The sequence below is a fragment of the Priestia sp. USM5 genome (assembly GCF_058323215.1).
This window is the reverse complement of the sequence record NZ_JBSGKN010000001.1, coordinates 1,779,212-1,791,917: the sequence shown is the minus strand read 5'-3', so window position 1 is coordinate 1,791,917 and position 12,706 is coordinate 1,779,212. Positions and strand designations below refer to the sequence as shown.

Sequence of the window (12,706 nt, the reverse complement as noted above, 5' to 3'; positions counted from 1 at the left end):
TCCAACTATAGAACTTTTGATTAAGCTTTTGTCTTACTTGCATAGGTTTCTAACGTTATATATTGATTAAAAATGGATGCGGCTGCTTTTTTTCCTACATATCTAAGGTGCCATGGTTCGTATTTATAACCGGTAACTTCTTCTTCATCTTGAGGATATCGAATAACGAATCCGTATTGATACGCATGTTTTGAAAGCCAATGAGCTTCTAGTGTATCAGCAAAGCAGTCTGCCGCAGCACATATTCCCTTTCCTCCTGTGACATCGATTGCTAGTCCCGTTTCGTGTTCACTCGTTCCTGGGTAGGCGCTATAAGTGCGTGCTTGTTCTTCACCGTCTCGCTTTGCGTAAAATGCAAAAAGCTCTTTTTGCCGCTCGTGAGATCGATAACCAGATACACCAAGTAAGCTGATCCCCTCTTTTTCCGCGTCTCGAAAAAGTTCTTCAAGCGCTTGTGCCGCAGGCTTTCTAAGCATTCGTTTTTCTATTTTTTCGTTAAAGATAAACGGAACGTCGGCATAGACTAAATCGGAAGGCTGGTAAGATTCAGGAAGCTGATGCTTTTTATTAACTAAAGCCGTAACCGATTCTGGATTGGCTATTACCACTGTTTCGTCTACATTAGATTTCATTAAAGATGAAGAAGCTGATGAGCTTTCTAGTTTTTGAGCCTGTCCATTTTTTGTGAATTCTCCGGCAGGCTTTGATGAAGAATTGCTTGTGCCGCACCCTGCTATCATCAGCGCAAAAGCTAAAGAACAAATAAATAAAAAGTATTTCATGATGTCTTACTCCTTTCACATGGCTTTTGATACGCTATAAAAGCCTGTAAAGAAAGAATAAAACATAAATGTTTCTGTCTTTTATTCAGTTGTTTCAAACTTGTAAACACTCTTAAAGAAGTTTAGTATGCGTAAAAAAAAGACTGCCTAAGCAGTCTATTTCAAAAAGATAATATACGTATGAACTTGATTTTGCGTAAAGCTCGATGCAACTAGTTTATTTCCTGATTGACTCCAGGCAAGCTGATCAGCGGCATAGTCTAAATTTACGTTTAAGTGTGTAACATCTCCTGTTAATCCATCTGCTATGAATATCCCTTTATCTCCCTCTTTTTCAGAAATAAAATTATAAGCTAATTTCGAACCGTCGGGAGACCAGCTGACACCAAAAATTTGAGTGGACAGAGCAAGCTGAAAGGCCTCTGATCCTTTTAAATCTGTGATAGACAGCGTTCTCGTTTGAGCATCTTTTTGCTGAACGAGCGCTAATTGCTTTCCATTTGGAGACGGGATAATAGAAACCACATTATCTCGGATTTTTTCAGGGTCCGTCTGTTCGTTATGAAGAAAAAAAAGCTGGTTGTTTACACCAATATAATAAATGCCACCTATCCCTTTAACTGCATCTAAGATTCGATCGTCTCTGTGCAATAGAGGTTCTGCTTTTCCTTTTACATTTGCTTTAGAAAGCTTTCCTTCCATTGTAATAAACATTACTTCTGAATTATTAAGCCACTCTCCGCTTGATGGGTAGAGAAGAACATTCTTGATTTCAACTGTTTTTTTTGTTTGAACGTTCATTATATAACCAAATGTATCTTCGCCTTTTGCAACTTTATAAAAAAGATATTTGCCATTTGGAGAAAGCTTCGCCGCATGTTGAATTTCATTGCTTGGATGCAACACAAAAGTAGACTTGTTTTTTAGATTATAAGTAGCTAAATTCTGCGCATATACCTCTTTGGGACCGAAATCGTGCGACCGAAATTGTTTATTTTCTTGACTAACAATCACTGTGTTTTCATTCAAAAATTGAAACGCTCTTACTCCGTTAATATCTTGAACGTCTTTCACTTCTATTTTTCCATCTTGATCTACGTGGTCCAATACAGTAATTTTCTTGTCTGGTTTTTCAACCGTTTCTCTATGACCTTCTCCTTGGCCGCATGATGCTAAAATAAGAAAAGTGCTTGCGATATATATCATTAATCTATACCGTTTCAATAACGGTTCACTCCTTTTAGCTAACTCAGTTCTCGTTTTTTAAAGGAAACGACACTTTAAAAGTTGTCCATGTAGAGTCAGAATGATGCAGCTTGATAACACCGTTTTGTTTTTCAGTTAAATCTTTGGCTAATGCTAAGCCAAGACCTGTTCCTCCGGATAAACGCGACCGATCTTTATTTACGGTGAAAAATGGTTGGAATAATTTCTCTTCTGCTTCGGGTGGAATTCCTATTCCGGTGTTGGCTACATCTACAATGATAGAATTCTCTAAAGTATAAGATGCTACTTCCACTTTTCCTCCGGGTTCATTATATTTAATAGCATTGTCAATTAAATTAATAAAAATGTGTATTAAGCTTTCGCGATCAGCCCAAACAACCGCTTCTTTTATATTTGTATGAAGAGTCAAATCAAATTTAGCAGCTTTTCCTTTCATACGATCGCATATGTCTTCTAGAAGCCGTTTCAATTCAACTTGCTCTGGTCGCTGCTCGAAATCATATTTCTCAAGTGCTGAAAGCTTTAAGATTTTATCCACCATTTCATGGAGGCGATTCGTTTCTTTACGAATGTTTTGCACACCGTCTTCCATAAGCTGAGGATCATCTCGATACATATCAAGTAAGTCAACATAAGCTTTGATCGATGTTAAAGGCGTCTTAAATTCGTGGCTGATGTTACCGATAAACTGCTTTTGCTGCTGTTCGAGAGACTGCAGTTTCGAAATGGCGAACTCAAGCTTTCTTTTTTCTTTATTCATTTGATCGATGTTTTTTTCAATCGACGTACTCATAAAAAACAAGCCTTGACTGAGCTCTCCGAGTTCATCGCGCCGTTTGAAGGGCACATCAGTTAAATAATGGCCTTTTCGAATCTGCTGTGAAGTTTTTTGAAGCGTAGCGATGAGAGAAGCAATGCGATAAAAATAAGCATAGCCAATTAAAAAAGCTGCTGCCGCTGCAATCGTTCCCCCCATACGAAATAAGTGCCTAATGTCAGCTATAAACTGCTGATTATTTTTTAGGGAATGGTCAAAACGAAGGACTCCAATAAATTGATTCTCGATTGACACAGGTGCAAAGTAAATAAGGGAAGAACCCGAGATTTGATAGGCTATTTTTCCTTTCAAAGCATAGCTAAGCGTATCAGAAACATCCACATCTTTTTGGCCGATGGGAATAGAGCTTCCTGCTTCCTGTCCTTTTTGATTATATAGGACTGTTTGCATTCCGCTTTGTGATGCAATTGAAGATGCAAGGCGCTGTCCTTTTTGCTGAAGAAAGGAATCTGTATTCAGAGACGGGTCACCTGTTACATAACTTTGATGAATCGTTTGCTCCGCTGCTTTGCTTTTTTGAATAAGTTCACTTTCTAGCTGATCACGCTGATTGGTCTCAATTCCTTTTAATACAAGTACGCTCAGTACGGTTACTGTTAAAATAATTAAAAAAGCAAGAACGAGTCCCATCTTAGCTTTTAGGCTGATTTTCATTCATTGATTCCTGCAGTCGCTTTATATCCAACCCCGTATACCGTTTGAAGCAAATAAGGCTCTGCTTCTCCTACTTTTTTTCGAAGGCGCTGCATGTGAATATCTACCGTACGTGTACCGCCTGCATAATCCATTCCCCAGACAAGATCTAGTAAATCTTCTCGTGTGTACACTCTCTCTAAATTGGCAAGCAATAAAGCAATAAGATCAAACTCCTTTGGTGTAAGCTTAACTAACTCATTGGCAACATGTAACGTGCGCTGAATTAAGTTCACTTTCACTTTTCCCACCGTGATTTCTCCCACAGCTTCAGGAGCTTCATTTTTTTCTATTCGCCGAACAAGTGCTTTAGCTCTAGCTACAAGTTCTCTTACATCAAATGGCTTGGTCATGTAATCATCAGCGCCTAACTCTAAACCTAGAACTTTATCGACGATATCATTTTTAACCGTTAACAAGATAATCCCCATTCCTCTTCGATTCTCAAGTTTTCGGCATACTTCATAGCCGGTTAGTTTTGGCATCATCACATCTAATATCATCACGTCAGGTCGAAAGCTTTTTACTTTTTCAAGTGCTTCTTCACCGTCAGATGCTGTGTCTACAATATATCCTTCGCGCTTGAAAGCGTAAGATACCGCTGTGGCAATACTTTTTTCATCATCTACTACTAAAATCCTTTTATTCAATGTATCACGTACTTTCATTTGATATTTCTCTTCGTCTATCTTATCAAACAGCTTTAGCAAAAACATCTCCAAGTTGTTTCGAAATTGTAAACAAAAATAAAGAGATTGAGACATAACAAAATCAATTCAATCTAAAGACGCACAAATGAGATAAAGGAGGCTTAGTATGGAGCGCTTTTGACACCGCGGTTGATTTCCGTGCAAGGCTTGGCTTTCCGCGGGCGGCCGCTGAGCCTCCTCGTCGCTTGCGCTCCTGCGGGGTCTCACCTGTTCTGCTTTTCCTGCAGGAGTCTGCGCCTTGCCCTCCAATCAACCGCTTGAGTAAACTAAACAGATGAAATCTACGTTTACATGACCATAAAAAAATCCGAATAAAGTTGATTTTCCTTGAAGAGTCTCGATTCATCGATCCAATTTTCTTTCAGCTAAAATCATGTTGTCTTAGCTTTTTATTAGCGTTAGTTATTATTCATTTGTAAAAGGAAGGATTTTATGAGTATTCAAATATTGATAAAGAAGCTCTATACGCTGTTCGCTGCTAATAAAACCGATATACCCGTCCGGTCTAATAACATACAGTGCATCTTTTTGAAGCCCTGCTTTCTTCATATAGGGGTTCCAAGAAAACTCATGCAAAGAGAAGCCTTTTTCTCTCATGCTCTTTTTTAGCTTCTGTGCTGCTGTTCCATAGACGTGTATTTGCCAGTTTAAAGACCGTAAAGATTCAAAATTCCCTTCCACATAAGGTAACCGATCACCACTTTGCACATTTGTCCCTTGTCCGCTGCTTAGGTTACTATTTCGATATTTAATGCGGATTTGAGATAAAATTGTAAATGCTTTGTGACGGGGATAAGGAAAGCGAAATAAAAAGGATAGTACAGGCGGAAAGATATGCTTTCTAAAAAATTGACTCGTTTTATCTCTTGCCACCATTCGCTTGAAAGCGCGATCAGTTGTATTTACAAGCAGCTCTGCAAAAGGTAACCTTTCTTCTTCGTATGTATCTAATATGGAAAGTGCCGCTTTGTGTTGAAGGACAGCTGCTAATTTCCATGAAAGGTTGATTGCATCTCCAATTCCTGTGTTCATTCCTTGGCCGCCTGCAGGACTATGAATATGGGCTGCATCTCCACTTAGAAAAATACGCCCTTGTCGGAAACGACTTGCTACTCTGTGATGGATATTGTATGTTGAGAACCAATTTATATTTTCAATCTCAGCACCAAATGTTTGTTGAAGAAAAGTTTGAATATTTTCAGCTTTTATATCGTTTTGATCCAAAAGAGCTGAAGGAATAATGCCGATCATTCGATACGTTCCTTTACTTCTAACAGGCATACAAATCAAAAATTCTTCATTGCTAAATGAAATACTGATTTTTTGATCCTTCATCACTTCACCAGAGCCGTGAACATCCATCACATAAAAATGCTGTTTATATTTTTCTCCTTTAAACTCTATATTCATTTGTTTACGAACTGTACTGTGTGCTCCGTCACATCCACAAATATACTTAAAATAAGCGGTTTCCTCTTGCTGGGCTTTTAATAAAGTTTTTATCCCTTCTCCGTGTTCAGCTAGAGATAGTAACTCCGTCTTCCATTCTACTTCAATCCCAAGATTTTTTAATTTTTCAAGCAGAAACCGCTCGTGGTCGTCCTGTGGAAATGTAAGAACAAAAGGAAAAGGACTTAATCCTTCTCCTAAAGATCCTAGATGAACTTTTGCTTTTATTTTATTCTTTACTCGGACGTATACATCTTCCATCTTAATCCCTCGGTCTATGACTTCATCTGCAAAACCGAACTGCTGATAAAATTCAAGGGTTCGCGGTAAAATAGCCATTGCCCGGGAGGCTTGCCCAGGCCCTTCGTTTCTATCAATAATTCGAAAAGAAATGTTATGTCTTGCTAAATTATAGGCCATCACAAGGCCAGTAGGTCCGGCACCAACGATTAGGATTTGTGGCTTCATCATTATCTCTCCTTCTCATTCAGTTGCAGTATCTTTTATATTGAGCGAGACTTCTCTTTTTTTACAGAAGATGCAGGTAAAGCAGAAGCAAACAGAGCACACAAACTTATTAAAGAGATAAGAGCTAGAGCAGATACAGAATGATTCCATGTCAGATGTTCTCCAAAGAAAAATAGTTCTCTTACGCCATCTACCATAAACCTCATTGGCAGCCATGGATAAATCCACTCTCGATAAAAATCAGGCATAATTTCTGGGGCCATTGGAAGCAGCGGTGCGCCAAAAAATAGAATAATAACGAAAATCGGAAGTCCCTTTAGTCCTAACCATGAAAGTGCGGCTGATATCAAGGTGAAAAAACTGAAGTAAGCAATAGCTAAGAATAGTGCTGTATCCAAAAATGAAGGAACGCTTATTCCAACTACTTCAGCTAGCCACGCTAGCCCGAAACCTGCAGCTAAAGCAAGTGTAGCACCAATGATTACGAACCCTACTTGGTTAACAATTTTCTCTTTGCGAGAAGAAAACGTGATTTTGTGGATGCTGAGGAAGACAACTGCTGCCCCTGCTATGCTTGCCATCCACAGCGGCTGAAATAATGAAACGGGGGCATTTCCGTTGACACTATGAGTCCCTGTTTTATTGACGTTTATCACTGTCTTTTGAATCGGTACAGCGAGTGCTAATGCTTGGTTTGCACTTAGTTGCGTTCCGCTTTGTTCAAATCTTTTCACTAGCTGCAAGCGCATATTTTCATTCATCTGATCAACTGCTCCGTTTAGCACCTGACTGGCTAGTGTTGAAGCAGCTGTATTCATTCCTTGATTCACTAACAATCTAATAGCAGGTGCCTCAGGCTGAGCCGTCTGAAGAGTCACCTGTTTTTTGGTGAAATCTTTTGGAATGATAAGCGCTCCGTAGTATTTTTGATTATTTAACCCTTTTTCAACTTCTTTAGTAGTTGATACAAAAATCCATTTAACCGAAGACTGTTCAGCGCTTGAACTCTTCATATTTTGTTTTATATGATCTCCTATATTTACCTTACCCTTTGCTGGAACTGTCATTCCTTCGTCGGCATTTACAAATGCGATTGGCAAATTCTTAGGTGCTTGGCTTACTGAAGGAATTAACGTTAGGGTAAAAATGAAAATAACTGCTACCACTATAATTGGTGAAAGATATATAAGCTTTTGGTTACTTAATTTCATATAGATATTCCCTTCTTTAAGCATATACACGTTGACGGAAAGATAATGTACATGCTGTTGATTAGTGATCACTATGTAAATTATAATAAATTTACCTGCATTCTCAATATGCAATAATCATGGGAATGTCGCTTACTTAACACAAAACACATAACTGTTCATTATTAAAGAAAAAAGTAGGTGTTTAAAAACTGTGGGGAATTCAAAAACAGATCGTAGAATTATTCGAACGAAGAAATTTATCCGAGATGCTTTAACAGAATTAATGGAAGAGAAAGGATTTGAAGGCGTAACGGTCAGAGATCTGACGAAAAAAGCCGATATTAATCGAGGAACTTTTTATTTACACTACCAAGACAAATACGATTTGCTTGAAAAAAGTGAAAATGAAGTCATTCAAGAAATAAAAGAATTTATCAAAAAAGCAAATCCAAATGAGATTGTATCTGCTAATTTGAAAGAACAGCCTTTGCCGTTTATTATTGCGCTTTTTGAATATATTCAAGAGAATGCGCGTTTTATGCAGGTTATGCTTGGTCCAAAAGGCAACCCTGGCTTTCATCTTAAAATTAAAGAAGTTATGAAAACTAATATACTGGAAAAATTAGAGCTCATGGATAGTAAAACGCCTCCGCTTGTTCCACTTGAACATTTAATGTCTTATGTAACGTCAGCCCATCTTGGCGTCATTCAGCACTGGCTAGAACAAGATATGAAGCAGTCACCTAGAGAAATGGCTCTGACACTCGCTAGCATGACTTTTTTGGGTCCTGCTTATGTTGCAGGCATTAAGCGAACATAAAAGAACCTGCTATTCTCTCGGAGAATAGCAGGTTCTTTTTATTAACCTTCTAGTAATAAAGATTCTGGATCTTCTAATAGTTCTTTAACAGTAGCTAGGAAGCTTACGGCTTCTTTGCCGTCAACGATACGGTGATCGTAAGAAAGTGCAATGTACATCATCGGACGATTTTCGATACGCTCTTCATCAATTGCTACCGGACGAAGCTGAACTTTGTGCATTCCTAAAATACCAACTTGAGGCCCGTTTAAAATTGGTGTAGACATTAATGAACCGAATACACCGCCGTTTGTAATTGTGAACGTTCCACCTTGTAAATCTTTTAATGCTAATTTGTTGTCGCGCGCTTTTTTCGCTAAATCAACGATAGATCCTTCGATACCAGCGAATGTTTTACGGTCAGCATCACGTACAACTGGAACAACAAGACCGTCTGGAGCTGACACAGCAATACCAATATCGTAGAATTTTTTAATTAATAACTCGTTGCCTTGAATTTCAGCATTTAATAATGGGTATTTTTTAAGTGCTGCTACTACTGCTTTTGTGAAGAATGACATAAAGCCAAGTCTTACGTCGTGCTGTTCAAAGAATTTGTCTTTGCGTCGTTTGCGAAGAGCCATAACAGCCGTCATGTCTACTTCGTTAAACGTTGTCAACATAGCCGCTGTTTGCTGAACTTCAACGAGACGTTTGGCAATTGTTTGACGACGACGAGACATACGTTCGCGTTCAACAGGTTTGTCGCTATTTTCACTTGCCGCTGGAGACGGAGATACCGGGTTAGCTGGCTTACTTGCTTGTGCCTGCTGTTTTTGCTCATTTGATTTTTGATCTGCATATGAATCAATATCATGTTTACGCACGCGGCCAAGAGGATCAGTAGTTGGTACTTGATCTAGCTTGATTCCGCGTTCTCTTGCTGCTTTGCGAGCTGCAGGAGAAGCAATCAGCCATTGTTTTTGATTTCCTTGTTGAGGCGCTTCAGCTGCTGGCGCTACTTCTTCAACTGTTTTTTGCTGAGCTGGAGCAGCTTCTTGTTTTGGTGCTTCCTCCGCTGGTTTTTCTTCAGCTTTTGGTGCTGCTGGTGCTGGTGCTGAAGCTCCTTCTTTCGCTTCAAGACGTGCAATTGTTTCACCAACTTGCACTGTGTCGCCTTCGCCAGCAAGAAGTTCTGTTAGCACACCAGAGTCTTCAGCTGTAATTTCAACGTTAACTTTATCTGTTTCAAGTTCAACGATATAATCGCCTTTTTCAACGAAATCTCCTACTTGTTTTAGCCACTGTGCAACTGTTCCTTCAGAAATTGATTCTGCTAATTCCGGTACTTTAATCTCTCCCATGGTTCATTCCCCTTCCTTATCGTGTAACAACGTCGTTAGCAATTTCATTTTTAGTTAATGCATCTTGTAAAATACGTTCTTGTTCTTGTCTGTGAACTGTTGGATCTCCTTCAGCTGGACTTGAGCGTCTTGTGCGGCCGATGTAGTCAACAGTAGCTCCTTCTGGTGCTACTTCACGCAGTCGATCTTCTACATAGTTCCATGCGCCCATGTTTTCAGGCTCTTCTTGTAACCAGACAATCTCTTTTAAATTTTTATAGCGAGCAAAGATTTCAGCAATTACGCGTCTTGGGAACGGATAAATTTGTTCTAGACGAAGAACGTGTAGCCAATCTTTATCATCTTCTGCTTTGTTTAAGCGTTCCGTTAACTCACTGCTGATTTTTCCGCTGCACAGAACGATTCGTTCAACTGCATCTTCTTTTTTGCCTAATCCAGGCTGTTCTACTACTAAGCGGAAAGAGCCTTTTGTAAACTCTTCAAGGTTTGACACACTAAAAGCATTACGAAGCAAACTTTTTGGTGTCATAACTACTAGCGGTCTTACTTCTTCGCGCTGTAAAATGGCAGCTTGTCGTCGAAGTAAGTGGAAATATTGCGCAGCGCTTGTTACGTTTGCGATTGTCCAGTTGTTTTCTCCAGCTAGCTGTAAATAACGTTCTAGACGAGCGCTTGAGTGTTCTGGCCCTTGACCTTCATGGCCATGTGGCAGCAATAAGACCATTCCAGATTTTTGTCCCCACTTAGCACGACCTGCTGCAATAAACTGGTCAATAATAACTTGACCTGCATTGGCAAAATCACCGAATTGTGCTTCCCAAAGAACAAGCGTTTCAGGAGCAAATACATTATAGCCGTATTCAAATCCAAGCACTGAACCTTCAGATAATGGACTGTTACGAATATCAAAGGAAGCGCTTACGTTCTTCATTGCGTGTAGTGGTGAGTAAACATCCCCTGTCTTATGATCATGAAGAACAAGATGTCTATGTGCAAACGTACCACGTTCAGAATCTTGGCCTGTAATACGAATTGGCGTGCCGTCTCTTAAAATCGTAGCAAATGCAAATGCCTCACCCAATGACCAATCCACGCTTTCATTTTCTTCAAACGCTTTGGCACGTTTAGATAAGATGCGATCAAGTTTTGGAAATACGTTAAATCCTTCAGGGTATTTCACTAGCTCTTGATTCACTTCAAACAGCTCTTCTTTTGTAACAGATGTATCAATATCTGAAATTCCTTTGAAGACTGCTTGTGGCATTTCCATAATTCTATGTTGTTTTTCAGCTTTTGGCGGTACTTTCTCATAAGCTGCTTTTAACTTCGCTTGTAACTCTTCATTAATTTGATCTGCTTGACCGCTTTGAATAACGTTTTGTTCTTCGAGCTGCTTTGCATACATAGCACGAACGGTTGGACGTTTTGTCACAATTTCATACATCTTCGGCTGCGTTACAGACGGTTCATCCATTTCATTGTGGCCAAATCGACGGTATCCAATTAAATCAATCAAGAAATCTTTGTTAAAACGTCTGCGATACTCATAAGCAAAATAAGCAGCCGCTAAACAGGCTTCCGGATCATCCGCGTTTACGTGAACGATTGGAATTTCAAACCCTTTTGCTAAGTCACTTGCATATTTTGTTGAACGAGAATCGACGCTTTCTGTTGTAAATCCAATCATGTTGTTAGCAATAATGTGGATTGTTCCACCTGTTTGATAACCAGTCAATTGATTTAAGTTCAGCGTTTCTTGTACAATACCTTCACCAGGGAACGCAGCATCTCCGTGAATTAAAATCGCGAACGATTTTTTTACATCTTGTTTCGGGTATCCATTCACATCACGCTCATCTTGAGCCGCTCTTGTAAACCCTTCCACAACCGGATTAACAAACTCCAAGTGACTAGGGTTACTAGCCAATGTCAAACGAGCTCGAACTGTGTTCTCTGCTTTAATTTGTTTGTCGGCACCCAGGTGATATTTTACGTCTCCCGTCCAGCCGTAGTTGATACCGATTGAACCTTCTGAAGGAACTAATTCCTTGTTAGGCGCATGCTGGAATTCCGCAAAAATCATTTCATACGGCTTGCCTAATACGTGTGCTAATACATTTAAACGTCCACGGTGAGCCATACCGATATTAACCGTTTTTGGGCTTGTTTCCACTGAGCGTGCAATCAGTTCATCTACAAGTGGAATTAACATATCTACGCCTTCAATAGAAAAGCGTTTTTGTCCGACAAATGTACGATGTAAAAATTGTTCAAAGCCTTCTACTTCTGTTAAACGCTTTAATACAGAAGTTCTTTTCTCATTTGAAAGAGGTTGGAAAATAGCACCTGACTCGACCATATCAGTCAGCCACTTATTCTCTTCCATGTTATGTACGTGATGGAATTCAAACGCAATGGTTTTTGTGTAGACATCTGTTAAATAGTTAATTGCGTCTAAACCATTTTTGACGTGTGATGGCGCATTCGTACATAAAATATCAACCGGAATTGATTTTAAATCTTCTTGCGTTAAATTGTAATCTTCCAAGTGAAGCAAGACAGGATCTTTCTTCTCGCTTTCAAGAGGCTTAATTGACGCGTATAGATGACCATAAGCACGGATGTTTTCCGCTAGCTTAATAGCCGATGCAATTTTAGATGTGTTAGCTGAAGGTGCAGTCTGTGCGTATTCAGCTTGCTGAACCTGCTCACTTTCGTTTAATGGAGGAGCACCCCAATAATCAAATAATTCTTTTAAGTCTGGATCTACTAGATCTGACTGCTCTTCATATAACTCATACTGTTCTAATACATAGCCGTAGTTCGGACCCAAAAATCCTTGCCAAGGCTCCCCTCTATTCGACGTTTCGTTACCCATGATAAAACCCCCAACGAGTTATAATAATTGTCGTACTCAACAATCTTTCCATTTTGAATGTCGATTACCTTATCGTCTGACATCTTTACAACGAGTGATAAATCTCACTGCGTGTGTATCTGATATCTGCTTATATTTTACCACTCTTTTACTCGTCAATCAAAATGAAATCGCTATATTTCTTTAATTTTTTTTACTTTTTTAATAGTCTTACTACTTTTTGAAAGCGTTTTATAAGTAAAGCTGATTAAAGGTCGAATCAGGTGTTAATTAATTGTTATTGACCTAGCTTTTGGCAAAATTAA

Annotated in this window: 10 protein-coding genes; 1 reads left to right on the top strand and 9 read right to left on the bottom strand. The window is 39.2% G+C overall.

What is annotated here, in order from left to right; genetic code table 11:
• Positions 1-20 precede the first annotated feature (20 nt).
• From ACWATA_RS09805 to ACWATA_RS09775, 7 genes are all read right to left on the bottom strand, one after another.
• Positions 21-782 carry a M15 family metallopeptidase gene (locus tag ACWATA_RS09805; RefSeq protein ID WP_155010040.1) on the bottom strand — a complete coding sequence of 254 codons (762 nt, stop codon included), beginning with the start codon at positions 780-782 and terminating at the stop codon, positions 21-23.
• Between the two features lie 156 nt (positions 783-938).
• A complete protein-coding gene (locus ACWATA_RS09800) occupies positions 939-2,006 on the bottom strand; it encodes a TolB family protein (RefSeq protein WP_028412873.1) in 1,068 nt (355 codons plus the stop codon).
• A gap of 25 nt (positions 2,007-2,031) precedes the next feature.
• Positions 2,032-3,501 (bottom strand): sensor histidine kinase, encoded by a 1,470-nt coding sequence (locus tag ACWATA_RS09795; protein ID WP_028412872.1) that lies wholly within the window; start codon positions 3,499-3,501, stop codon positions 2,032-2,034.
• Complete coding sequence (locus tag ACWATA_RS09790; RefSeq protein WP_028412871.1) at positions 3,498-4,190, bottom strand: response regulator transcription factor; 693 nt, start codon at positions 4,188-4,190, stop codon at positions 3,498-3,500. The genes ACWATA_RS09795 and ACWATA_RS09790 overlap by 4 nt, the downstream gene beginning before the upstream one ends.
• 121 nt (positions 4,191-4,311) lie before the next feature.
• Positions 4,312-4,596: a hypothetical protein gene (locus ACWATA_RS09785; RefSeq protein ID WP_473049788.1), complete on the bottom strand. Its 285-nt coding sequence runs from the start codon at positions 4,594-4,596 to the stop codon at positions 4,312-4,314.
• A 59-nt stretch (positions 4,597-4,655) separates the two neighbouring features.
• On the bottom strand, positions 4,656-6,167 hold the full coding sequence (locus tag ACWATA_RS09780; protein WP_228123010.1) for an FAD-dependent monooxygenase: 1,512 nt from the start codon (positions 6,165-6,167) through the stop codon (positions 4,656-4,658).
• A gap of 35 nt (positions 6,168-6,202) precedes the next feature.
• Positions 6,203-7,378, bottom strand: a complete 1,176-nt coding sequence (locus ACWATA_RS09775) for a YhgE/Pip domain-containing protein (RefSeq protein WP_028412869.1) — start codon at positions 7,376-7,378, stop codon at positions 6,203-6,205.
• A gap of 193 nt (positions 7,379-7,571) precedes the next feature.
• Between ACWATA_RS09775 and ACWATA_RS09770 the strand changes: the two genes are divergently transcribed.
• On the top strand, positions 7,572-8,180 hold the full coding sequence (locus tag ACWATA_RS09770) for a TetR/AcrR family transcriptional regulator (RefSeq protein WP_028412868.1): 609 nt from the start codon (positions 7,572-7,574) through the stop codon (positions 8,178-8,180).
• 41 nt (positions 8,181-8,221) lie between these two features.
• Here ACWATA_RS09770 and odhB read toward each other — a convergent pair whose 3' ends face one another.
• Both odhB and sucA read right to left on the bottom strand, forming a co-directional pair.
• The gene (gene odhB, locus ACWATA_RS09765; protein WP_099000294.1) at positions 8,222-9,523 is read right to left on the bottom strand and encodes a 2-oxoglutarate dehydrogenase complex dihydrolipoyllysine-residue succinyltransferase; all 1,302 of its coding nucleotides are present in this window, start codon (positions 9,521-9,523) and stop codon (positions 8,222-8,224) included.
• A gap of 16 nt (positions 9,524-9,539) precedes the next feature.
• Positions 9,540-12,401, bottom strand: a complete 2,862-nt coding sequence (sucA, locus tag ACWATA_RS09760; RefSeq protein ID WP_028412867.1) for a 2-oxoglutarate dehydrogenase E1 component — start codon at positions 12,399-12,401, stop codon at positions 9,540-9,542.
• Positions 12,402-12,706: the final 305 nt, after the last annotated feature.

Coding starts and splice junctions, on each gene's coding strand:
- odhB (WP_099000294.1), bottom strand. CDS start 9,523: ATGGGAGAGATTAAAGTACCGGAATTAGCAGAATCAATTTCTGAAGGA.
- ACWATA_RS09805 (WP_155010040.1), bottom strand. CDS start 782: ATGAAATACTTTTTATTTATTTGTTCTTTAGCTTTTGCGCTGATGATA.
- sucA (WP_028412867.1), bottom strand. CDS start 12,401: ATGGGTAACGAAACGTCGAATAGAGGGGAGCCTTGGCAAGGATTTTTG.
- ACWATA_RS09795 (WP_028412872.1), bottom strand. CDS start 3,501: ATGAAAATCAGCCTAAAAGCTAAGATGGGACTCGTTCTTGCTTTTTTA.
- ACWATA_RS09780 (WP_228123010.1), bottom strand. CDS start 6,167: ATGAAGCCACAAATCCTAATCGTTGGTGCCGGACCTACTGGCCTTGTG.
- ACWATA_RS09775 (WP_028412869.1), bottom strand. CDS start 7,378: ATGAAATTAAGTAACCAAAAGCTTATATATCTTTCACCAATTATAGTG.
- ACWATA_RS09785 (WP_473049788.1), bottom strand. CDS start 4,596: ATGAATCGAGACTCTTCAAGGAAAATCAACTTTATTCGGATTTTTTTA.